Genomic DNA, 24,221 nt, shown 5'->3' on the forward strand with positions numbered 1-24,221 from the left:
CCAAAGTTTTTAATTTTCAACCATGAATAGAAAACAATTTATCAAGGATACCTTAGGGTATAGCGCGGCCCTTTTTCTTGCGCCTCAATTTTTAAGTTCTGCTCAGCCTATTCCTGCGTCTGATCTCATGAAGCGTCTAATAGTGGGGAATGACAATTTTGTGGAGAAATTCCTCTCTTTAGGTAAAGAAGGTCCAAAGCAAGGGGGAAGAGCGTATGGATATAATTTTGCAAAATTATCTGCTGCCTATGTGAATCCTCAATCCAGGTTTCATAAGAGTGATAAGATCGTAACTGCACTGGAGGAAATCGCCGTACATTTTAATAATGTATTAGCTCCAGACGGTACCATGAATGCCGGGAACATAGAAAGTCCGCCGGATACGGCTTTCGTCATGGAGCCTTTGTGTTCGGGAATTCATATTTTGAATCAAAGCAAAGAAAAGGCCTTAGACAAGGCAAAGGCTTTGATTAAAATTCCAGTAGAACGTGTAGGTGCAGCCTTAACCGTAGGAGGTGTGCATACGCCTAACCACCGTTGGGAAATTTCTTCTGCCTTAGCGTGGATTAATAAAGTCTACCCTAACCAAAAATATGTAAATCGAATTGATGAGTGGCTTTCTGAAGGAATTTACATAGATCAGGACGGTCACTATCCGGAACGTAGTATGAATTATGCCGATGTAGAAAACAGAGGTTTTATCACCATGGGACATCTGCTAAACAGACCGGAACTTTATGCAGCACCTCTGAAAAGCCTGGAGATGGCCTGGTACTACACCGATGTCAATGGTGAACTGATCACCTTTGATTCCCGCCGTCAAGATCAATATGGAAGTAAGGAGATAATGGTACAATACCTGCATTATCGATTCCTAGCCATAGAAAAAAATAACGGACTCTTCTCTGCCATTTGTAGGTTTATGGAATCTCTTCCTGAGTTTGAAAAGGATGTGATCCAAAATGAGCTATATAGATTTATGGCTGTGCCTCTGTTGGCAAAAGAACTGCCAACCCCAGCAGCTCTTCCTACAAATTATGAAAAGCTATTTACCACCAGTCACCTAGCTAGGATCAGAAGAGGGGATACGTCCATGACCATTTTTGGAGGGAATGATTTTCCCTTGATCATAGCTTCAGGTAGATCAGTGAGCCCTAATTTCTTTGGTTACAGAAAAGGAAAGGCGGCATTAAAACATGTCCGAATGTCTTCCAGATTCTTCAGCATGGGCTTTTTCAGAGGAGATGGATTAGAAAAGGAAGGTGATCGATACAAACTTCATGAAGTCAAAAAAGCACCGTATTATCAGCCTTTAAAGCCGGAGGATAGAAAGAAGGACGGAGATTATGAATTGACTCCAAGTGTAGATGATAGATTCTGGAGTAAAATGTCTTTTGATAAGAGAAAGCCAGATTTTAAAGTACAAGAGTCTACTGTTTGGGTAAGAGAGGAAAATGGAGAGGTTTTTCTGGATTTTGAAGTAAACGGTCCGGAAGGGGTGGCTATCACTATCGACTTATGTTTTGGAGCCGAAGGAACCTTGAAGAACGTCCAAAACAGTAACGGTCAGGTGAACTTCCTACCAGAAGGTTATGGAGAATATACCGTGGGTAATGATAAAATTACCTTTGGTCCCGGGATTAAAAAGCACGAATGGACGAGAGGATTGGAAGGTGAAAAGTATAGTGTGTTTAACGGAAATTTAAATACTCCGGGGCATCATGTGTACTTGACCGGAGTAACTCCATTTAAGCATTCCTTGAAAATATCATGAAAAGAGTTTTAATAGCTTTAGCATTTGCGGTCTTAGGATGTAATCCTAAGACCCAATTGACTATTGAAAACGAGAGTACCATTGATCTTCAGGATAAACCGGTAATTTTAAGTAAATCCGAAATTCCTGGTGGAATCCAGGATGGTTTATTCCCAACTGTACTAAGTCCAAATGGAGAATTGGTTCCTTCGCAAATAGAAGATGTGGATGGTGATGGAATCTGGGATCAACTAGTCTTTGTAGCTGACTTTCAAGCGGGGGAAGCTAAGAAATTTGATATTGCCTGGGTTAACCACTTGCCTGAGTTCACAAAAAGAACCAGTGTTCGATTCGGAGTAAGGGATTCCCTGAATGATGTGGTGAAACCCAAAATCACGGATGTGTTCTTTCCACATGAATTACCGGGAGTGAACGGGTATCAACCTTATCAAACGGATGGACCTTCTTGGGAAAATGACAAAGTTGGATTTAGACATTATCTGGATGGCAGAAATTCTAAAGATGTTTTTGGCAAGAAGGTAGAGTATATGTCGCCTGAAAATGTAGGGATAAATAAGGACGGAGTTACGGAAGATAATTACCATGTGATGGAAGAGTGGGGCAGGGATATCATGAATGTGGGTAATTCTTTAGGACTTGGAGGTATTTCTCTGGAAATCGGAGGTGAAAGATTGAGGAGGTTAGGTATCATTGAGGGAGATCCGAAAGGAAATGTGGACAGTACTGTATTTACTATACTACAGGAAGGACCTGTACATTCACAAATGCTCTTTGACTATAAAAGCTGGAGACCTTTAGATGAGGATAGAACCTATAACTTGACGGAGACAGTAGAGATATGGCCGGGGGTTCACGGTTATAAAAATACGGTTCATCTTAAAGATCCAAAAGGAGATGAGGTAGTGTTAGTAGGACTTGTAAATTCAAGGACAAATAAGCCACTAAGCACCATCTATGAAAATGAGGAATGGATGGTGTTAGGGACGCATGATAAACAAACCTATGAGAAGGAGTGGTATTTAGGACTAGCATTAGTTTTGCCCAAGTCCGCCTTTATAAACACCATAAAAGCACCTGACGAAGGTAGAATTTCCAAAACCTATTTGGCAAGAATGAAAGCAGATCAACCCTTCTCTTACTATGCCATGGCTTGTTGGGAATTGAGAGATTCAGGATTTGTGGACGAAGAATATTATCAAAAGTATTTACAAAACTTTGTAGATCAATTGACTGTAAAATTGAAAGTGAGATGATTAAGAGAATATTGGCTTTATGTTTAGGTACCTGGCAAGTTTTTGGACAAGTGACAGATGGAAATACTCCTCTACATTTGATCCCACCGGCATACCCACATGCTTACGGGAAGGCCACACCAGCGAGTATTAAGGAAGATCTAGACAAGATCTATACCTACCTCAATGCGGTGACACCCATGGAATTAGTAGATAAGAATACCGGGAGGTCACTTAAGTCGCCCACTACAAATGCCATGTTTAAAAAAGGGGATTATCGGCTTTTCAGTTATGAGTGGGGAGTGACCTATTCTGCCATGCTAACTGCTGCGGAGGTTAGCGGAGATTCCAGGTATAAGGAGTATGCATTACAAAGAATGCAATATCTGTCCCAACTAGCAGCGTATTATAAATCCAATAGTTCTTTAGAGGAGCAAAAGTCTTCACCTGTAGCCAGTATCCTGCATCCCCACGCTTTAGATGATGCGGGGGCACTAGGTATGGCCATGATCAAAGGCTTAAATACCCAGAATAAAGGTCAATTAACTCCTGTCATTGAGCATTTTCTTGATTTTATAATGAACAAAGAGTATAGATTACCTGATGGAACCTTTGCTCGAAATCGTCCACTGAAAAATACAGTCTGGCTTGACGATATGTTCATGAGTGTTCCCGCCATAGCATACATGGGTAAGCTGACAGGGGAAAAGAAATACTTTGATGAAGCTACTAAGCAGGTTAAGCAATTCAGCCAAAGGATGTTTGATACCCAAAAGAATATCTTCATTCATGGGTGGTTAGAGGAATCTGCTGTCCAGCCCAAATTCCATTGGGGTAGAGCTAACGGCTGGGCCATCATGGCCATAACTGAACTATTAACGGTATTACCCAAAGAACATCCAGATAGATCAGTGATTATGGACTTATATCTGAAACATGTGCAGGGCTTAGCTGCTTTGCAGTCGGGCAGCGGATTCTGGCATCAACTTTTGGATAAATCTGATACCTACTTAGAGACTTCTGCCACTGCCATTTTTACCTATTCCATTTGCAAAGGTATCAATGAAGGGTGGTTAGATTACGAAGCATTTGGTCCTATGGTCTTATTAGCCTGGGAAGCACTTTCTACACAGATAACTCCTGATGGCAAGGTGACCGGTACTTGTGTGGGGACCGGAATGGGCTTTGATCCGGCATTTTATTATTACCGACCTGTGAACCCTTATGCTGCTCATAGCTATGGCCCCATGTTATTAGCCGGTTCTGAAGTCATGAAACTTCTAAAAAATCGTTCCTATGGAATCAATGAAACTGCTGTTCAGTTCCTTCAGCGTTAAGGCACTGGTACTTTTAAGCGTACAGACGGTTAATGCACAGGAAAAACTTAATCATGTGCAAGTAATAGGTACGCACAACAGTTATAAAACGGCCATTGATAAGCCGGTGATGGACACCTTAATGTCCTTTAATCCCAAATGGGGAGTTAGATTTGATTATAGCCATGAACCCATAGATGTTCAGTTAAATCTAGGCTTGGCGAATTTGGAGATAGATATTGCAGTAGATAGAAATGGGGGCAAGTTCTCCAAGCCTGCACTCTATGAATTGTTCAAAGACCAGGTGCCTCCCTACAATCAAGATGGTGAGATGGATAAGCCAGGATTGAAAGTTTTGCATATGCAGGATTTAGACTTTAGGTCTCATTGTGGCACCTTATCTACATGCTTGCAAATCCTTAGAAAATGGTCAGATGAACATCCTCAACATCACCCTGTTTTTATAACCATGAATGCTAAAACGGGGCCGGTAAATCACTTACCCACAGTGGCAGATGAGTTCGAAAAGGAAGATTATCAGGAGCTAAACAGCTTGATATGGAAGGAATTGGGGCCCGGGAAATTATTGATTCCAAAAGATGTACAAGGAAACTTCCCCACATTGGAAGCCGCTATCTTAAAGAAGGGATGGCCTACTATTAATTCAGTGAGAGGTAAGTTTATCTTTGTACTGGATGAGACAGGTGCTAAGCGTAGTACGTATTTGAACAGTGGTAGTGAAGTGCAAGTGATGTTTACAGATTCACCGGAGGGGGATCCAAACGCAGCTATCTTGATAAAGAATGATCCCAAGAAGCAAAAGGAAGAAATCAAATCATTGGTGAAAAAGGGATATATCATTCGTACTAGGGCAGATGCTGACACATTTGAGGCCAGGAATGAAGATTACTCTAGATTCCAGGCTGCGTGTGAGTCGGGCGCGCAGATCATCACCACGGACTATTACAGAGAAAGCACTCATTTTCCTTCTAGCTATAAAATCATCTTTCCTGAAGGGAAATATGTGAGGGTAAATCCCCTGCTAAAGAAGTAAAGTTCATGCAAACCTTTGCGTAAGATTTTGTTTCAGAACCATTGCAGGACAGGTCTAAAATGACGTGTATTGCATTGTAATTCAACCTTAGATAAAAATGCTGATTAGTCCTAAAGAGATGTTTGGGAAATGCTATGGCCAATATGCTATAGCGGCCATTAATGTGTTCCATATGGAACAGGTTTTGGCTGTATTCAGTGCTGCATCTAAAGCAAAATCCCCAGTTATTATACAAACCACACCTGTAGCCAGAAACTATGCAGGTCATGGAATGCTATTGGCCATGATTACTGCAGCTTCAGAGAAGTATCCGGAAGTGGTGTATGCCATCCACCTAGATCATGGATTCGAAGAGCATATTGACGATGCTTTAAGTCGTGGGGGATATACTTCAGTCATGATTGATGCATCTCATGATGACTTTCAGATAAATATTGAACGAACTCGTGCCATTGTATCCAAAGCTCACGCTAAAGGTGTAGTGGTGGAAGCTGAATTAGGCATTCTCAGCGGAGTGGAAGATGATATGGAAGTGGGTGCTGAACATGCTCGATTTACTCAACCGGATGAAGCCGTAACCTTCGTGGAAGCTACAGGTTGTGACAGTTTAGCCATAGCCGTAGGGACCAGCCATGGGGCTTATAAGTTTTCGGGAAAACAAGGGATTCAATTTCCTATCCTGAAAGAAATACAAAGTCGTATGCCGGGATTTCCTCTAGTCCTACATGGGGGATCTTCTGTATCCCAGGAAGAAGTACTACGAGTAAATGCTGCCGGAGGACAGATGAAGGAAGGAAGCAGAGGGGTGTCAGATGAAGAAATCACAGAAGCCATAAAGTACGGTATTTGCAAGATCAATGTAGCCACAGACCTAAGGGTCTTATGGGCTAGAGTGCATAGGGAATATTTTAGAGACCAACCGGAATTATTTGATTCCGTGCCTCCCGGACAAATATACATGAGGGAGTTAGAGGCTTTTTGTTTAGAAAAATTTGAAAAACTAGGATCTGCCGGACGAGCGCAGGAATACCTATAATCATAGATAAGATGAGAGATACATTGATAGTAAAGCCGAATTATAAAGAGGAGGAATATATCCATATCACCCCTAGTTCGGCTGGATGGGAACACTTAAGTTTTGCTGCGCGAAACATGAAGAAAGGGGAGGTTTGGAAACATCAGACAGGAAACCATGAATATGCCATTATCCTTCTAGGTGGGGATTTTAGCGTAAAATCCAATAGGGGAGAATGGGTCACTGAGAACGGTAGGAAAGATGTGTTCTCCGGAATAGCTCACACCTTGTATTTACCTGCCAATACAGACTTTGAATTAGTGGCTGAAAGTGAAATATTGGATATAGCATACGGTTGGTGCAGGACAGATAAGCAGTTGGATCCCGTATTTAAACTTCCATCTGAGGCTGAGATTGAGATTCGCGGAGGGGATAATGCTACACGTCAGATCAATAGTCTTGTGCAACCTGGATTTCCTTGCGACCGACTAGTAGCTGTAGAAGTTTATACTCCCTCAGGCAACTGGAGTAGCTTTCCTGCACATAAACATGATGAGAGAAAAGTAGATGAGAACGGAGTACTACTTGAGGCATGTTTGGAAGAAACCTATTTCTATAAGATTGATAAACCGCAAGGGTATGCCATCCAACAGGTCTATACAGATGACAGAAGCCTGGATGTGGTAAACGTAGTTAAACACAATGAAGTGGTTTTAGTGCCCAAAGGATATCATCCTGTAGTAGCCGGACACGGTTATAATGTGTATTATCTCAACTTCTTAGCGGGATCAGATCAGTCTTTGGCCAATACGCCTGACCCTGATCATGCATGGATTTTTGGTACATGGAAAGGCATTGATGAACGAATCCCAATGGTAAAGTCATGAAATACGATATAGTAGCAATGGGTAGGTCTTCCATAGATCTTTACTCACAAAACATAGGCGCGGATTTTGTAGATATAAAAGGTTTTGATGCTTTTGTAGGCGGATCACCTTTAAATATCGTTACAGGCTGTCAAAGGCTAGGTTTAAACACAGCCTTATTAACGGGAGTAGGTGCAGATAAAGTAGGAGATTTTATTTTGAACTTCTTGAAAAATGAGGGAATAGAGACCAAATTTATTCCTACCATCCCGCACGCCAGATCTTCAGCTGTCATCCTAGGTATTCAGCCTCCTGACACCTTCCCTTTGGTTTATTACAGACATAATGCGGCTGATACCCACGTAAATATAGATCATGTTAACGCCGTGAATATGGAGGAGGTTCGATTATTCGAAGTGTCAGGTACAGCACTTAGTCTGGAGCCTAGCAGATCTGCGGTGTTCCACGCCATGGAAAGGGCTAATGCCGCAGGAGTGACAACGGTCCTGGATATCGACTTCAGAGCGGATCAATGGAGTGATTTAAGATCTTTCGGTATCATGGTTAGAGCTTTACTTCCTAAAGTGAAAATCGCAATAGGTACAGAGGAAGAGATACTAGCGGCCATGCTTAAGGATTCCCGACAGGTGGAAATCACCCACCAACAAATATCTGCACCAACCATTCATGGAGATGTAGAAGAAGCCATTCAAGGTCTCATGGACTTAGGTGTAGAGATTCTATTGGTGAAAAGAGGATCTAAAGGGGTTAGTGTATACCAAAAGGGCCAAGAGACCTTTAATGTGCCGGGATTTCCCGTAGAGCCTTTAAATGTGCTAGGTGCTGGTGATGCATTTGCTTCAGGTTTCATCTATGGTTATCTACAAGGATGGGATCTCTATAAATCTTGCAGAATGGGGAATGCATCAGGGGCACAGGTAGTCCTTCAGCCAGGGTGCGCCAATTTCATGCCTACTCTGGAAGAATCCATGAAATTTATTGAAGAACACGGAGGTTTTTAATCATTCGCTTATGAAACTAACAGTAGCTCAAGCTTTGATCCGCTTTTTGGATCAGCAATATGTAGAAAGAGATGGAGTAGAACATAAGTTCTTTGCCGGTTGTTTTGGGATTTTTGGCCACGGAAACGTGGGGGGGATAGGCCAGGCTTTATTTGAAAATCCTGAATTCAGGTATTATCAGGCGAGAAACGAGCAAGCTATGGTTCATACGGCTGTGGCCTATAGCAAGATGAAGAATAGATTAGAAACCTTTGCATGTACCAGCTCTATAGGACCTGGTGCCACAAATATGGTTACCGGTGCAGCTCTAGCTACCATAAACCGTATACCGGTCTTGCTACTTCCAGGTGATATCTTTGCTACGAGACATATAGGTCCGGTGCTTCAGCAATTGGAAGATCCTTCTAATGCAGATGCTTCCGTGAATGATACCTTTAAGCCGGTTTCAAGGTTCTGGGATAGAGTTAATAGACCGGAGCAATTGATCTCCTCCCTCCTCCAAGCTATGCGAGTCCTGACCAGTCCTGCTGAAACAGGTGCAGTAACCATTTGTTTACCTCAGGATGTACAGGCGGAAGCTTATGATTATCCGGAAGAGTTCTTTAAGAAGAGGGTTTGGTATATGGGTAGACCATTACCGGATGCTCAACTTTTACAGAGAGCTGCCCAGATCATAAAAGAGGCAAAGAAGCCAATGATTATTGCAGGAGGTGGTGTTATTTATTCTGAAGCTTGCTCTACACTAGCTGAATTCAGTAAGAATACGGGAATTGCCGTGGCTGAAACCTTTGCCGGAAAAGGGAGTTTGAATTTTGATCATCCTTTGAATTTGGGAGCGGCTGGTGCTACCGGCACGGAAGGAGCAAATGCCTATGCAGCAGAGGCGGATGTGGTAATCGGTGTAGGGACAAGATACAGTGATTTTACGATGGCTTCCCACACGGCCTTTCAAAATCCCGATGTCAAGTTTATAAATATCAATATCGCTGAGTTTGACGCTTATAAGCAAAGTGCGTTGCCTCTTACCGGTGATGCGAAGACTACCTTAGAGGCTTTGGGACGCCTTCTAGGCGGTTACAAAACCTCAAAGGAATACCAGGAGCAAGCGGCAGCTTATAATGTTAGTTGGGATCAAAAAGTGGCTGAGGCCTATGCCGTAGTAGCAGAGGATTCTATGTCCCAGGCAGAAGTGATTGGGGCTGTAAATTCATTTGCAGGTCCAAAAGATGTGATGGTCTGTGCAGCGGGAAGTATGCCGGGCGACTTGCACAAGTTATGGAGATGCACAGATCCTAAAAACTTCCATATGGAATACGGCTATTCCACTATGGGCTATGAAATTGCCGGAGGCTTAGGGGTAAAAATGGCTGATCCTTCTAGAGAAGTGTATGTGATGGTGGGTGATGGAAGTTATCTAATGCTGTCCTCAGAAATAGTAACTGCCGTTCAGGAAGGTGTAAAATTGACCATCGTTTTAATCAATAATCATGGATACGCAAGTATAGGTGGACTTTCAAAGTCTTTAGGCAGCGAAGGTTTTGGTACTCAATACAGATACAGAGGAGAGAAACATTTTGACGGAGACGCTTTACCTTATGATTTGGCCACTAATGCAGAGAGTTTAGGGGCTACGGTTCTTAGAACAAGTAATGAGTCCAGTTTTAAAGCAGCGCTTGAACAAGCCAAAAAGAATGCAAACACAACGGTCATCTATATAGAAACTCCTCCTGAAAGAAAAATGGCCGGATATGGTCATGCTTGGTGGGAAGTACCCGTATCAGAGGTATCAAACACCGCAAGTATTCAGGAGGCCTACGAAAAACTAACCTTAAATAAAAAGCGCCAGAGATGGCATTTGTAAAAGAATATGAATACTCTAACCATTATCACCTTTGTTGGGTTTACTCTACTGACGGGTGCATATGCATACTTTAAAACCCGAAAGGAAAACCTGGAAACGCAGGAAGGGTATTTCTTGGGAGGAAGGAGCTTGACCGGAATAGTCATTGCCGCTTCCATGATCATGACCAATATTTCAACAGAACATTTGGTAGGAATGAATGGCTCTGCTTATAAGAATGGATTTATCATTGTAGCCTGGGAAGTAACCTCAGCACTGGCATTGATCGTGGCGGCAGTTTACTTTGTGCCTAGGTACCTAAGAATGGGTCTGACCACCATCCCCGAATATTTGGAGAAAAGGTTTGATACCGTGACCCGATCCATGATCTCTCTATTCCTATTGGTATCCTTCGCGGTAACTCTTTTGCCCATAGTTCTTTATACCGGCGCAATAAACATTGAAAGCATATTCGATATTTCAGAGGTACTGCAGATCAGCAAAGAGACAGGTTTGTGGATGACCATAGTGATTGTGGGAGTGATCGGCTCTTTATATGCCGTCTTCGGAGGATTAAAAGCGGTGTCATTCTCAGACGTGATTTATGGCTACGGTTTGTTTTTGGGAGGTTTGATGATTCCGGTTTTGGCCTTGTGGCATATTGGGGATGGAAATATGCTCACAGGTTTTGTAAAGGTGTTTGAGAACAGTCCTGAGAAGTTCAGTGTCATAGGGTCTGAAGATTCAGTTATGCCCTTCAGTACCTTATTCACAGGTTTGATCATAAACCAGCTATACTTCTGGTGTATGAATCAAACCATAGTTCAAAGGGTATTAGGAGCAAAAAATCTGGAAGAGGCACAAAAAGGCCTACTTTTTACCGGATTGGCGAAAATATTAATTCCTTTTGTCATCGTGCTGCCGGGAGTTATAGCCTTTTATTATTTCGGGGAGCAGTATTACGAGGAGCAAGATAGTGTCTATCCCGCCTTGGTGAAAAAAGTAATGCCCGTAGCATTCTTAGGTTTCTTTGCTGCCGTGATTATGGGAGCTGTATTGAGTACTTTTAATGCAGTTTTAAACAGTGCGTCTACCATTTTTAGTATAGATGTGTACAAGAGAATGATAGACGTCAATGCCAGCGATAAGAAGCTGGTAGTGATGGGAAAACTCACTGCTGCAATATTGGCCATTACATCTATTATTGCGGCTCCTTTTGTGGCTAATGCACCGGAAGGTTTGTTCCAATTATTGCAACAGCTTAACGGAATATTCTTTATACCTATCGCCTCTATCATCTTAGCTGGTTTCTTTTTCCCTCAGATTTCAGCAGCGGGAGCAAAAGTTAGTTTATTGACCGGCTTCCTGTTCTATGTAACCTGCATTTATATCTATCCAGTAGATATTCATTTTATACATCTGTGGGGTATTGAATTCTTATTGAATCTGGCGGTGATGTTTGCCGTGTCAAAGTTCTATCCTCAGCCAGTGATGGAATTACAGCCATCCAGAGAAGTGGTGGAGCTGAAAGCATGGAAATACACCAAGCCATTTGCCATCTTTTTGGTGATCATTACTATAGGTATCTACATCTTCTTAGGAAATATTTAAAAAACATATTATGGAATTATTAAAGAATTATATTGGGGGTAAGTGGCTAGATAGTAGAGAAGCAGCATTCTCTTCCGTGGTGAACCCTGCTACACAGGAAATATTGGGCAGAGTGCCTGTGGGACCTGGCACTTCTACAGATGTTGATGAGGCGGTGAAAGCTGCTCAAGTAGCTTTTAAAGAATGGTCTCAAATACCCGTTATGCAAAGGGTGCAGCCTCTATATAAATTAAAACAATTAATAGAGGATAACCTTGATGATCTGGCCAATACCATCACCTTAGAATGTGGTAAGACGAAGGTGGAATCTCTAGGGGAATTACAAAGGGCCATTGAAAATATTGAAGCTGCCTGTGCAACTCCACTTTTGATACAAAGTGAATTTTCAGAAAATATAGCAAGAGGTGTGGATGAGTTCATGATTCGTCAACCTCTAGGAGTGTGCGCATGTATCGCACCATTTAACTTCCCAGGGATGATCCCGTTCTGGTTTCTTCCTTACGCCATAGCATGTGGTAATACCTTTGTACTAAAGCCATCTGAAAAAGTGCCTTTGACCATGATGAAGGTATTTAGCCTCATCGAAAAGATTGGCTTACCTGCGGGTGTAGTGAGTTTAGTGCATGGAGGGAAAGAGACTGTTGATGCCTTACTTGATCATCCGGATATTAAGGCCATTAGCTTTGTGGGCTCAACCGCTATAGCAAAATACGTGTATTCCCGTGGTGCAGCAAACGGCAAGCGTGTTCAGGCTCAAGGTGGAGCGAAAAATCCGGTAGTTATTCTTCCGGATGCCGACTTAGAAGTTACCTCAAAGGTGATTGCAGATAGTGTGTACGGTTGTGCCGGGCAAAGATGCCTAGCCGCATCCACCATCATTTCCGTAGGTGATGAAAAGGGTGAGATCAAAGATGCCTTATATGAAACCGCAAAACAAAGAACTACGGGCTTTGGCTTATTGCCTGATGTAGAGATGGGTCCTGTTATCTCCAGAGAGAGCAAAAAACGTATAGAAAGTTTGATCCAACAAGGTATTCAGGAAGGTGGACAAGTATTGTTAGACGGTAGAAATACCCAGATATCTGGATTCGAAAAAGGTAATTTTCTTCGCCCTACCATACTCGAAAATATTCCTCTAAACGGTGAATTGATCAAAACAGAAATCTTTGGGCCGGTAATGACTTTATTGTCCATGAAGACAGTAGAAGATGCTCTCGCCTTTATCAATGGAAACAGATACGGTAATATGGCTTGTATCTTCACTACCAGTGGAGCATCAGCAAGAAAGTTTAGATCAGAAGCAAATGCTGGAAATATAGGCGTCAATATTGGCGTAGCTGCCCCTATGGCCCAATTCCCTTTCAGTGGTTGGAACGAAAGTTTCTTTGGCGACTTGCATGGTCAAGGTAGACATGCGATAGAGTTCTTTACCCAAACTAAAATAGTAATCGAACGCTGGCCGAAAGAATGGTCGCGTAAATTTTAAGCGCATGATAAAGATAGCGAATGCCCCATGTTCTTGGGGTGCTTTAGAATTTGACCTGGAAGCGGAAGCACCTGGCTTCGAGCAGGTATTAGACGAAATGAAAGATACTGGTTATTTAGGGACAGAGCTAGGCGACTGGGGTTTCATGCCTACAGAGCCTAGCGCACTCCGGAAGGAAATTGCAGGTAGAGAATTAGATCTATTGGGCGCATTTGTTCCTGTAAATTTTGTAGATGCCTCTGCACATGAAGAAGGAATAGCTTCCGCCCTTCGTGTAGCCGGACTGATGCATGATGCTGGATATTCCCACGCATTTATAGTGCTGGCTGATGAAAATGGATCCGTGCCCACACGCACTAAGAATGCCGGTAGAATAAGTGCTGAAATGGGACTTAGTGGGGAGCAGTGGGATACGTTTGCTAAAGGAGTGGAAGCCGTAGCAAAAGCCGTTAAAGATAAGTATGGCATGAGATGTGTATTCCATCATCACTGTGCCGGGTATGTGGAAACCCCTCAAGAGCTGGAACAACTACTACAAAGGACAGACCCTTCTTTACTGGGGCTGTGCTTTGATACAGGTCACTACGCATTTGGAGGTGGAGATCCACTGGAAGGCTTGCAGAAATGGAAGGACAGAATCTGGCATGTGCATTTTAAAGATTATAGCGAGGTAGTGGGAGCGCAAGGAAGAGAAAAGGAATGGGACTATTTTGAAGCCGTAAAAAATGGAGTTTTCTGTGAGTTAGGCAAAGGTTCCGTAGACTTTTCCGGTGCCAAAAAGATATTAGAAAACATGCAGTATGAAGGATGGATAGTGGTAGAGCAAGATGTTTTACCGGGTATGGGAAGTCCGAAGATCTGTGCAGATAATAATCGTCAATTTTTGAAAACTATTGGACTATGAAATTAGGATTAATAGGCTTCGGCCGAATAGGTAAAATACACTACTATAATATTTTGCAAAGAATACCGGAGGCAGAAATTGTGATGGTTTCTGATCCCATGGCAGATCTAAGTGCGATAGGCACAGCTATAGGTACTCCTGATGATATATTAAACCATGAGGAGATTGAAGCGGTGATCATCTGCTCTCCAACTGATACTCATGCTGATCTGGTAGAAGCTTGCGCCAAAAAAGGAAAGCATATCTTCTGTGAAAAACCTTTGGACCTTTCTCTGGAAAGAATCAGTGCAGCCATCAAATTAGTAGAGGAGCATGGAGTAAAGTTGATGATGGGCTTTAACAGAAGATTTGATGCTAACTTTTTAAAGATTAGAGAGCTTGTCTTAAACGGAAGCGTGGGAGAGCCTCAGATAGTGAAGATCACCAGCAGAGATCCCGGTCCCCCACCTTTGACCTATTTGAGGGAGTCAGGAGGGATGTTCCTAGATATGAGTATCCATGATTTTGATATGGCAAGATACATCATGGGCAAAGAAGTGACGGGCGTATTTGCACATGCTGCTGTGTTCTGTGGAGAGGACATCGAAGCCGCGGGAGATATAGATACGGCTATCATCACTTTGACCTTTGAAGATCAATCTATGGCAGTGATTGATAATAGCAGGAAAGCAGTGTATGGATATGACCAAAGGCTAGAAGTATTTGGATCAAAGGGAATGGTTAATGTAGATAATAATACCCCTGATAAGCATCATTTCTATAATGAGCAAGGGGTGCATTCCGCATTGCCTCTACACTTCTTCCTAGAGAGATATACGGAATCTTATCTTTTGGAGATGCGACAATTCATTAATGCATTGAAAAACGGTGGTAAAGTGCCGGTTGGAGGAGAGGATGCCCGTCAAGCCACAAGAATCGCATTAGCCGCTAAAAAGTCAGTGAAAGAGAAACGCTGGGTTTCCTTAGAAGAAATCTAGTGGAATAGCCCGACTGCGTTGTCGGGCTATTTTTTTGTGTGCCCAGCATGTGCAATAACTCTAGGGTGTAAGTCCCGAACACGCCTTTACAGTGGGAAGTGTTAGCTTATGACAAGGGTGTCCACCGTGAGGTGGAATCTGAAGGAAGTCTGAGGCAAAACCTCGATCCGACGAACAGAAACTACATACAAGGCCGCAAGTGTTGGGTGAGGCTGCAAAACAAGCCGAAGCCCTAAACTGTACGGAAACACTATGGTAAATGTAGCGGATACATGAGGTGAAAGTTATTGTTCTTACCTGGGGAGATCTGACTAAACTCTGTCAAAGGTATACGCGAATGCCCGCGAAGAAACATATAGCAGAATAATAATGCTAGTATGCTTTAGTCAGAAGTCAGCAGAGGACATAGTACCCTGTTTCTCTACTTTATACAGGGGAAGGTCTGAATGTTAGAATGGCAAAGGAACCATGAAGTTTATGACGAAGTGTTAAAAGCCGAACCACATAAGAGAACTGCTTGCATGAGGGTAGGTCGGAAACCGATAGTAAAATGCAAGAGGAGCTTAGCTGAGTCGTGCAACGAAGTGGACACAATGCCTGAGGTTTTTTTTAGTAATACTATGTTGGAAGAGATATTACACATCCGAAATGTCAAACACGCAGTTGATCGTGTCATCTCTAATGGAGGTGCTAGCGGAGTTGATGGTATGCAGATCGATAATCTTCGTGACTACCTTAACACGCACTGGCAATCCCTGCGCTCGGATATTCTCTCTGGCACTTACCGCCCACAAGCTGTTCGGAAAGTAGAGATTCCCAAAGCAAGTGGGGGCAAGCGTATGCTGGGTATCCCAACGGTCATCGACCGTGTTATTCAGCAAAGCATTTCCCAATGGCTTGGATTAAAGTATGAGGGTGATTTTCACGATAACAGCTACGGCTTCCGTCCGAATCGTAATGCTCATCAGGCCGTCAGTAAAGCGCAAGAGTATCTGAACTTGGGCTACACGTGGGTCGTTGAACTTGATTTGGAACAATTCTTCGATCAAGTGAACCACGACATACTGATGCATCTTTTGAGCAAGAAGATTACGGATCATCGAGTCCTAGCCCTGATCGGGAAATACCTTCGTTGTGGGATTATGGATCATGGTCTTGAACAAAAGCGAACCAAGGGCACACCACAGGGTAGTCCTTTAAGTCCACTTTTGTCAAACATCATCCTGAACGAACTGGACAGGGAACTCAGCTCCCGTGGACATCGATTTGTACGCTATGCGGATGACTGTAGTATCTACACGAGGAGTAATAAATCCGCAACTCGTATTATGGGCAACATCACCAGCTACATCGAATCTACACTAAAGCTGAAGGTGAACCGTGAAAAGAGTAAGGTAAGCAGACCTTCCCAAAGTAGCTTACTCGGCTTTAGTTTCTTCAAAACTCAAGGAGATTGGCAGATTCGTATCTCTGCAAAGAGTATCGAACGAGTCCGAGAGAAGTTACGTCAAAATACTAGACGTAATACAGTTACTCCTATGCATGAGCGACTGACTAAACTACGGCAAATTATTCACGGCTGGGTGGATTACTTTCGTATAGCAACGAATAAGAAGGTGATGGTAGCACTAGATGAACTAGTGCGAAGACGCTTGCGTGTTCTTCTTTGGAAACAATGGAAGACCGCAGGTAATCGAATTCGTAACTTAATGAAACTGGGAGCCAAACGCTGGCTTGCCTATCAACATGCGAACACCCGTAAATCCTATACCCGAACAGGGACAAGTCCTATCCTTCAAACAACGCTAACAAACTCATACTTTACTAAACTAGGCTACGAAGGATTTGCAGACTACTATTACTGGAGAACAACACATCAAACGACGTTATTCTAACAAACCGCCTTGGTACGGATCCGTATGCCGGGTGGTGTGAGAGGACAGATAGGGAAATAATCCCTATCTTCCTACTTGATTGTGTGCCCAGCATGTGCAATAACTCTAGGGTGTAAGTCCCGAACACGCCTTTACAGTGGGAAGTGTTAGCTTATGACAAGGGTGTCCACCGTGAGGTGGAATCTGAAGGAAGTCTGAGGCAAAACCTCGATCCGACGAACAGAAACTACATACAAGGCCGCAAGTGTTGGGTGAGGCTGCAAAACAAGCCAAAGCCCTAAACTGTACGGAAACACTATGGTAAATGTAGCGGATATATGAGGTGAAAGTTATTGTTCTTACCTGGGGAGATCTGACTAAACTCTGTCAAAGGTATACGCGAATGCCCGCGAAGAAACATATAGCAGAATAATAATGCTAGTATGCTTTAGTCAGAAGTCAGCAGAGGACATAGTACCCTGCTTCTCTACTTTATACAGGGGAAGGTCTGAATGTTAGAATGGCAAAGGACCATGAAGTTTATGACGAAGTGTTAAAAGCCGAACCACATAAGAGAACTGCTTGCATGAGGGTAGGTCGGAAACTGATAGTAAAATGCAAGAGGAGCTTAGCTGAGTCGTGCAACGAAGTGGACACAATGCCTGAGGTTTTTTTTTAGTAATACTATGTTGGAAGAGATATTACACATCCGAAATGTCAAACACGCAGTTGATCGTGTCATCTCTAATGGAGGTGCTAGCGGAGTTGATGGTATGCAGATCGATAATCTTCGTGACTACCTTAACACGCACTGGCAATCCCTGCGATCGGATATTCTCTCTGGCACTTACCGCCCACAAGCTGTTCGGAAAGTAGAGATTCCCAAAGCAAGTGGCGGCAAGCGTATGCTGGGTATCCCAACGGTCATCGACCGTGTTATTCAGCAAAGCATTTCCCAATGGCTTGGGTTAAAGTATGAGGGTGATTTTCACGATAACAGCTACGGCTTCCGTCCGAATCGTAATGCTCATCAGGCCGTCATTAAAGCGCAAGAGTATCTGAACTTGGGCTACACGTGGGTCGTTGAACTTGATTTGGAACAATTCTTCGATCAAGTGAACCACGACATACTGATGCATCTTTTGAGCAAGAAGATTACGGATCGTCGAGTCCTAGCGCTGATCGGGAAATACCTTCGTTGTGGGATTATGGATCATGGTCTTGAACAAAAGCGAACCAAGGGCACACCACAGGGCAGTCCTTTAAGTCCACTTTTGTCAAACATCATCCTGAACGAACTGGATACGGAACTCAGCTCCCGTGGACATCGATTTGTACGTTATGCGGATGACTGTAGTATCTACGCGAAGAGCAATAAATCCGCCACTCGTATTATGCGCAACATCACCAGTTACATCGAATCTACACTAAAACTGAAAGTGAACCGTGAAAAGAGTAAGGTAAGCAAACCTTCCCAAAGTAGTTTACTCGGCTTTAGTTTCTTCAAAACTCAAGGAGATTGGCAGATTCGTATCTCTGCAAAGAGTATCGAACGAATCCGAGAGAAGTTACGTCAAAATACTCGACGTAATACAGCTACTCCTATGCATGAGCGACTGACTAAACTACGGCAAATTATTCACGGCTGGGTGGATTACTTTCGTATAGCAACGAATAAGAAGGTGATGGTAACACTAGATGAACTAGTGCGAAGACGCCTGCGTGTTCTGCTTTGGAAGCAATGGAAGACCGCAGGTAATCGAATTCGGAACTTAATGAAACTGGGAGCCAAACGCTGGCTTGCCTACCAACATGCGAACACCCGTAAATCCTATACTCGGACAGGGACAAGCCCTATCGTTCAAACAACGCTAACAAACTCATACTTTACTAAATTAGGTTACGAAGGATTTGCAGACTACTATTACTGGAGAACAACGCATCAAACGACGTTATTCTAACAAACCGCCTTGGTACGGATCCGTATGCCAGGTGGTGTGAGAGGACAGATAGGGAAATAATCCCTATCTTCCTACTTGATTAGGACATGTTCAATATGATAGCAAAAGCTATAGATTTGCTTTCGAAAAGATAGAATATGATTCAGACGTATAGGCCGCAGTGGAAAGGGGATTTTGAAAGACTAAATCGTGCATGGATAGAAAAGCTCTTTGTGATGGAGCCTCAAGATTACCAATTGTTCAATGATCCGGAAAATGAGGTGATACAAGGAGATGGAATGATCTTTTTTATACTTGAGGAAGGCTCTCCTGTAGCAACTGCCGGTGTAAAGCCCTATGGAGAGCATGGATTTGAGTTGGTAAAAATGGCTGTAGATGAGAAGGCCAGAGGAAAGGGTTACGCCAGACAATTATGCATGCATGCCATAGATTTTGCCAAGCAAAAAGGCAAAGAATTTATAGTGTTATATACTCATTCCAGTCTTACTCCTGCCCTAGCCTTATACAAAAGCTTGGGATTTGAAAATGTAGAAGTGGAAAATGGGAAATACGCTCGCGCAGATGTCAAAATGCAGTTAAATATATGGAAGGTTACAAAGAATCCGTAAGGAAGCAATTCCTTTACTACAAAGGGCTAGCAGAAAAGGCCATGTCCCAAGTAAGTGATGAGCAGCTTGTTTGGACTCCTGATGCGGAGACCAATAGTATTGCTGTCATTGTACAGCATGTGGGAGGTAATATGCTGTCTCGTTTTACAGATTTTCTTACCTCTGACGGTGAAAAACCCTGGAGAAACAGAGATGCTGAATTTGAACCTAGCTTAAGTTCGAGGGCTGAATTATTAGATTTGTGGGAGAGGGGATGGAAAGAAGTCTTTAATGCTTTAGATCAGGTGGAAGATTTGCAGCAGATAGTTTATATCAGGAATGAAGGTCATACGGTTTTAGAGGCTTTTAACAGGCAATTGGCCCATTATTCATACCATATTGGCCAGATCGTGTTTTTAGCCAAGTTGCTGAAAAGAGAGGAATGGCAAACCTTATCCATAGCCAGAAATAAATCCGGGGAATATAACGAGAAGAAGTTTAGCGCTCCTAAGGAGATCAGACATTATACTGATCGAGTGTAGACCTTAACTTCTTGTCTATCTCTAAGACCTGACGAAGGATGGAATGGCCATTTCCGTTGTTAATTACGTAGTCAGCTACGGAAATGAATTCCTCTTCCGTTTTTTGGTTTTCCATGATGTTTTTGACCTGATCCTCCGTCCTGCCATCTCTTTTGATGACCCGCTCTATTCTCTCCTTCACAGGAGTATGTACCACTATTATAGCATCCAGACCGGAATCTCTATTCATAATGGCGGCTTCCTTAAGAACATATGGAGCATCCACCTGCTGGTTTACCCAAGCTTCAAAATCCTTTCTGACTGCCGGGTGAATCAGGTGATTTAAGGCCTTTAGCTTTTCGGGATTCTTAAAAACTTGTTCGCTGATGTATTTCCGGTGGTAAGTGCCATCCGGTAAGTAAGCCTCAACTCCCATTAATTGTTTAATCTGAGTTATTAATTGGGTGTCAGAACTAACTAGATCTTTTGCCCTTTGGTCTGAGTCATAAACGGGTATACCCAGATGTGAGAAGATTCTGGCTACAGTGCTTTTTCCACTACCAATGCCGCCCGTTATTCCTACTTTGAGCATATTTCTTTATACGTTTTTTTGCCATCCCAAAAATAAGCCTTCACAATGCTGCCTTTAAATAGTCTTTGGTACCCTAAATAAGATCCATTTCTTTTTTTTATAAGATAAGGCAACCAATAGTAAAACATGAAATGGCTTTTTAATACGGCCCAAAGCAAAGAAGGAGATCCTTGTAAGAGAAATCTTATCCCTGAGATTCCATCCAAGCTTAAACGAGCAAAAAGGACAGGGATTAAGTATTTGCCTGGAAGATTCTTGAACATCATGGCTAAGTTGTTCCTGAAGTTCAAATAGGTTTTAAAGGAGCTTCCTGTTTGTAGGGTTCCTCCACCTATATGATAAACCTGGGATTGAGGAACATATAGAATACTGTAACCTTTGTTTAACCATCTCCAACATAGGTCTATCTCCTCCATATGAGCGAAGAACCTCTCATCAAATCCATTTTCTTCTTTGAATGCAGAAGCTTTGACGGCCATGCATGCTCCGCTGGTCCAGAAGATTTCTGAGGCATCTTCGTATTGTCCATGATCCTTTTCCACCGTGTCAAATACACGTCCTCTACAGAAGGCATAACCGAAAAGGTCCAGATGTCCGCCTGCTGCACCTGCGTATTCAAAGGCCTCAGGGTGTGCGAATGATTTGATTTTTGGTTGGACAGCCACCACCTTCTCCTGCTTTTCTAATGTAGAAATCAATGGAGGAATCCACCCTTCACTAACCTCTACATCAGAATTTAGTAGAATATAGTACTTGTAGTTGAGATGCTTTAAGCCTTCATTATAACCCTTTGCAAAGCCATAATTCTGCTTCAATGAAACCACTTGTACATCCGGAAACGAAGCGTGCAGAAAAGGGACAGAATGGTCCGTAGATGCGTTGTCTACCACAATCACATCAGCTTCAGCACTACAGTCCAGGTTTTTTTGTAAGAACCTTTCAAGGAATTGTTTTCCATTAAAGTTCAAGATTACTACAGCAATATCTTTCACCTTACTTCTTAAACAAGCTGTCTAGGTCAAAACCGGGAATTTTAGGCAAAAGTCCATCAGTCACCTTGGCCATTTCTGCTTTTGCCTCCTCTTCAACATTTCTGAGGGCATTATTTACAGCAGCTACGATCAGGTCTTGAGTGATCTTGGCATCCTCAGGTTTTAGTAATTCCGGTTCAAGCACTACGCTGAGCAGTTCTTTTTTTCCGTTCACCTTTGCTTTTACCATTCCACCTCCGGATTCTCCTTCTGCTGTGATTTCTCCCAATTTCTCCTGCGCTTCCTGCATCTTGTTTTGCATATCACGCATTTTATTCATCATGTCAAACATAGTGCTCTAATTTTGAGTAAATTTGTATAAAGATACTTCTAAATAACAAAAAAGTAATAAACGAATGTTCCGCATTATCTTATTGTTCCTCCTGATTCCATTTTTTGCAAAGGCTCAAATCATAGAGGAGGCCAGGTTAGTAAAGCATGTAGAATTTTTAGCATCAGATAAGTTAGAAGGAAGGGCACCGGGAACAAAAGGCGACAAACGTGCTTCGGAATACATTGTTTCGCAATTCAAAAAAATAGGATTAAAGCCATATCCATCATACAAAGACTCCTTTGTGATTCAAAGGGGTAAGGATATAAAGACCAATAACATCCTGGGTTACTTAGATAATGGCAAGGAGCATACCGTGATCATCGGAGCTCATTATGACCATTTAGGTACTAAGAAGGGCCAAGTTTATAATGGTGCTGATGATAATGCCTCTGGAGTAGCCGCTATGTTAGAACTAGCCAGATACTATAGCACTAATAAGGCAGTTGAAAATTACAATTACCTATTTGTAGCCTTTTCAGGAGAAGAATGGGGTTTATTGGGTTCAAAGCATTTAGCTGATCGATTGTCTCCAGAAAATATCAATTTGATGATTAACCTAGACATGATAGGTAGATATAGAGAAGACAAGGGTCTAACTATTGGAGGGGTAGGGACCAGTACCGTTTTGGAGAAATGGGGGCCGGAACTGGGCATGTGTATGGAGCTTAACTTTCAGATAGATTCCAGTGGTGTGGGCCCAAGTGATCATACTTCCTTCTACCATAAAGGTATTCCTGTCTTGTTCTTATTTACGGGTGCTCATGAAGATTATCACAAGCCGAGTGACGATACGGACAAGTTGAATTTTAGAGGTATAAAATTGATCAGTAATTATGTGATTCAATTGATGTCTCATTTAGACGAACTTCCAAAAATAGATTTTAAGAAAACCCGTGAACCTGCGCCTACGGGAAGGACTCAATTTAAAGTTTCTTTAGGTGTCTTGCCTAATTATGAATATAATGGCACGGGCTTAAAGATTGAGTTGGTATCACAGGGCAAACCTGCTTCTCAGGCAGGTATAAAAGCTGGGGACGTACTTCTGAAGCTTGATGATACTGAATTACAAGATATAAACACTTATGTAGATGTTTTGGGACGCTTAGAGAAGGGCCAAAGGGTGCAAGTAGTATTGGACAGAAAAGGAGAAAAGATTAGTAAGGAAATTACATTATAGCATGTCAAAGAAAACATTGGTGATAGGAGCCAGTACAAATCCTACCCGCTACTCGAATATGGCCACACATAAACTTCTGGAGCATAAGCACGAGGTGGAATTATTAGGTAAGCAGTCGGGTGAAGTTGCCGGACACACAATCAAACAATCTACAGAAGAACTTTCTGCAGATTTTCACACTGTTACACTGTATATAAATTCAGAGCGTCAAATAGAATATTTTGATTACTTGGTTGCACTGCATCCGCAAAGAGTAATATTTAATCCGGGAACGGAAAATCCTTCTTTAAAGCTACTTCTGGAGAAAAACGGGATTCAAACTCTTGAGGCTTGTACCTTAGTTTTGTTAGCAACTGGTCAATTTTGAATAAAAGGTAGTTAAAAATAGTTATTAAATTACTTGCATATTAGAAAAGTAGTAATATATTGCGGGGTGATCCTTAAAAAAGGTTACAGGCAACTAGTATCCCTATTCTTAAAACCAATTTATTATTTACTCGTATGAGAACTAAATTTTTCCTCTTTTTCGCGTTGATTTCTGCTGGAGCTTTTGCTCAGTCTAATACGGATCAGCATACCTTAACTATCACTGTGCCTTCGGTGGCTCTTTTAGATTTAGAGCCTAGTTCTGGAAAGAATTTGTCAGTTAGCTTCAATGCCCCTACAGATCCGGGTTTGGCATTGGTACTAGACCCCGCTGCGGTTCTCAATTCCGTGTATTTGAATTACACTTCTGTGCTAGCAAGCGCCACCAAGCGGAATATCACCGTTTCCATGACGGGTAGCTTAACCGGAGTACAAATCAAAGTTACTGCCGGTGCGGCTACTGCCACAGGTGCCGGAGAAAAAGGTACACCTACTTCAGAGGTTACTCTTAGCGATACAGAGCAGATCATAATTCAAGACGTGGGTAGCGCTTACACCGGTACAGGATCCGGTAATGGGCATCAATTGACTTATGTTGTTGATTTGCCTTCTAGTACCTTTGGAACCTTAGTTAGTGGGAATAAGGTAGCTACTATCAAGTATACTCTTTCAGGCGACTAA

Annotated in this window: 22 protein-coding genes; 19 read left to right on the forward strand and 3 right to left on the reverse strand. The window is 42.5% G+C overall.

Annotation, left to right across the window (positions count from 1 at the left end; genetic code table 11):
- Positions 1–22 precede the first annotated feature (22 nt).
- From LBYS_RS00050 to LBYS_RS00125, 16 genes are all read left to right on the forward strand, one after another.
- A complete protein-coding gene (locus tag LBYS_RS00050) occupies positions 23–1,774 on the forward strand; it encodes a hypothetical protein (RefSeq protein WP_013406862.1) in 1,752 nt (583 codons plus the stop codon).
- Entirely contained in the window at positions 1,771–3,027 is a 1,257-nt protein-coding gene (locus tag LBYS_RS00055; RefSeq protein WP_013406863.1) for a DUF4861 domain-containing protein, read from the forward strand. Before LBYS_RS00050 ends, LBYS_RS00055 begins: the two co-directional genes overlap by 4 nt.
- The gene (locus tag LBYS_RS00060) at positions 3,024–4,343 is read left to right on the forward strand and encodes a glycoside hydrolase family 88/105 protein (protein ID WP_013406864.1); all 1,320 of its coding nucleotides are present in this window, start codon (positions 3,024–3,026) and stop codon (positions 4,341–4,343) included. The genes LBYS_RS00055 and LBYS_RS00060 overlap by 4 nt, the downstream gene beginning before the upstream one ends.
- Positions 4,303–5,376, forward strand: a complete 1,074-nt coding sequence (locus LBYS_RS00065; protein WP_013406865.1) for a phosphatidylinositol-specific phospholipase C1-like protein — start codon at positions 4,303–4,305, stop codon at positions 5,374–5,376. Before LBYS_RS00060 ends, LBYS_RS00065 begins: the two co-directional genes overlap by 41 nt.
- A gap of 97 nt (positions 5,377–5,473) precedes the next feature.
- Positions 5,474–6,412, forward strand: a complete 939-nt coding sequence (locus tag LBYS_RS00070; protein ID WP_013406866.1) for a class II fructose-bisphosphate aldolase — start codon at positions 5,474–5,476, stop codon at positions 6,410–6,412.
- Between the two features lie 11 nt (positions 6,413–6,423).
- On the forward strand, positions 6,424–7,278 hold the full coding sequence (iolB, locus tag LBYS_RS00075) for a 5-deoxy-glucuronate isomerase (RefSeq protein WP_013406867.1): 855 nt from the start codon (positions 6,424–6,426) through the stop codon (positions 7,276–7,278).
- Positions 7,275–8,279: a 5-dehydro-2-deoxygluconokinase gene (iolC, locus tag LBYS_RS00080; protein ID WP_013406868.1), complete on the forward strand. Its 1,005-nt coding sequence runs from the start codon at positions 7,275–7,277 to the stop codon at positions 8,277–8,279. Before iolB ends, iolC begins: the two co-directional genes overlap by 4 nt.
- 10 nt (positions 8,280–8,289) lie before the next feature.
- Positions 8,290–10,140 carry a 3D-(3,5/4)-trihydroxycyclohexane-1,2-dione acylhydrolase (decyclizing) gene (gene iolD, locus LBYS_RS00085; RefSeq protein ID WP_013406869.1) on the forward strand — a complete coding sequence of 617 codons (1,851 nt, stop codon included), beginning with the start codon at positions 8,290–8,292 and terminating at the stop codon, positions 10,138–10,140.
- A 6-nt stretch (positions 10,141–10,146) separates the two neighbouring features.
- Positions 10,147–11,730, forward strand: coding sequence for a solute:sodium symporter family transporter (locus LBYS_RS00090; protein ID WP_013406870.1), 1,584 nt, complete (start codon positions 10,147–10,149; stop codon positions 11,728–11,730).
- A 10-nt stretch (positions 11,731–11,740) separates the two neighbouring features.
- Positions 11,741–13,216: a CoA-acylating methylmalonate-semialdehyde dehydrogenase gene (locus LBYS_RS00095; protein ID WP_013406871.1), complete on the forward strand. Its 1,476-nt coding sequence runs from the start codon at positions 11,741–11,743 to the stop codon at positions 13,214–13,216.
- Positions 13,217–13,220: 4 nt separating this feature from the next.
- The gene (locus tag LBYS_RS00100) at positions 13,221–14,120 is read left to right on the forward strand and encodes a TIM barrel protein (RefSeq protein ID WP_013406872.1); all 900 of its coding nucleotides are present in this window, start codon (positions 13,221–13,223) and stop codon (positions 14,118–14,120) included.
- Positions 14,117–15,097, forward strand: coding sequence for an inositol 2-dehydrogenase (gene iolG, locus LBYS_RS00105; protein WP_013406873.1), 981 nt, complete (start codon positions 14,117–14,119; stop codon positions 15,095–15,097). The genes LBYS_RS00100 and iolG overlap by 4 nt, the downstream gene beginning before the upstream one ends.
- A 521-nt stretch (positions 15,098–15,618) precedes the next feature.
- Positions 15,619–16,992, forward strand: a complete 1,374-nt coding sequence (ltrA, locus tag LBYS_RS00110; protein WP_013409501.1) for a group II intron reverse transcriptase/maturase — start codon at positions 15,619–15,621, stop codon at positions 16,990–16,992.
- 665 nt (positions 16,993–17,657) lie between these two features.
- Positions 17,658–18,932 (forward strand): group II intron reverse transcriptase/maturase, encoded by a 1,275-nt coding sequence (gene ltrA / locus LBYS_RS00115; RefSeq protein ID WP_049781352.1) that lies wholly within the window; start codon positions 17,658–17,660, stop codon positions 18,930–18,932.
- 137 nt (positions 18,933–19,069) lie between these two features.
- Positions 19,070–19,540: a GNAT family N-acetyltransferase gene (locus tag LBYS_RS00120; protein ID WP_013406876.1), complete on the forward strand. Its 471-nt coding sequence runs from the start codon at positions 19,070–19,072 to the stop codon at positions 19,538–19,540.
- The gene (locus LBYS_RS00125) at positions 19,516–20,061 is read left to right on the forward strand and encodes a DUF1572 family protein (RefSeq protein WP_013406877.1); all 546 of its coding nucleotides are present in this window, start codon (positions 19,516–19,518) and stop codon (positions 20,059–20,061) included. Before LBYS_RS00120 ends, LBYS_RS00125 begins: the two co-directional genes overlap by 25 nt.
- On the opposite strand, the gene coaE is transcribed toward LBYS_RS00125, so the two are convergent.
- The 3 genes from coaE to LBYS_RS00140 are packed head-to-tail and all read right to left on the reverse strand — an operon-like array spanning position 20,036 to position 21,955.
- On the reverse strand, positions 20,036–20,632 hold the full coding sequence (gene coaE / locus LBYS_RS00130; protein ID WP_013406878.1) for a dephospho-CoA kinase: 597 nt from the start codon (positions 20,630–20,632) through the stop codon (positions 20,036–20,038). The genes LBYS_RS00125 and coaE overlap by 26 nt on opposite strands.
- Entirely contained in the window at positions 20,620–21,624 is a 1,005-nt protein-coding gene (locus LBYS_RS00135) for a glycosyltransferase family 2 protein (RefSeq protein ID WP_013406879.1), read from the reverse strand. The genes coaE and LBYS_RS00135 overlap by 13 nt, the downstream gene beginning before the upstream one ends.
- Position 21,625: 1 nt before the next feature.
- Positions 21,626–21,955 carry a YbaB/EbfC family nucleoid-associated protein gene (locus tag LBYS_RS00140; protein WP_013406880.1) on the reverse strand — a complete coding sequence of 110 codons (330 nt, stop codon included), beginning with the start codon at positions 21,953–21,955 and terminating at the stop codon, positions 21,626–21,628.
- Positions 21,956–22,019: 64 nt separating this feature from the next.
- Here LBYS_RS00140 and LBYS_RS00145 point away from each other — a divergent pair, with 64 nt between their 5' ends.
- The 3 genes from LBYS_RS00145 (at position 22,020) to LBYS_RS00155 (ending at position 24,221) form a co-directional block, all read left to right on the forward strand.
- Positions 22,020–23,174 carry a M28 family peptidase gene (locus LBYS_RS00145; RefSeq protein ID WP_013406881.1) on the forward strand — a complete coding sequence of 385 codons (1,155 nt, stop codon included), beginning with the start codon at positions 22,020–22,022 and terminating at the stop codon, positions 23,172–23,174.
- A 1-nt stretch (position 23,175) separates the two neighbouring features.
- Positions 23,176–23,541, forward strand: a complete 366-nt coding sequence (locus LBYS_RS00150; RefSeq protein WP_013406882.1) for a CoA-binding protein — start codon at positions 23,176–23,178, stop codon at positions 23,539–23,541.
- Between the two features lie 134 nt (positions 23,542–23,675).
- Positions 23,676–24,221, forward strand: a complete 546-nt coding sequence (locus tag LBYS_RS00155) for a hypothetical protein (RefSeq protein WP_013406883.1) — start codon at positions 23,676–23,678, stop codon at positions 24,219–24,221.

Source organism: Leadbetterella byssophila DSM 17132 (assembly GCF_000166395.1).
Taxonomy (GTDB): domain Bacteria; phylum Bacteroidota; class Bacteroidia; order Cytophagales; family Spirosomataceae; genus Leadbetterella; species Leadbetterella byssophila.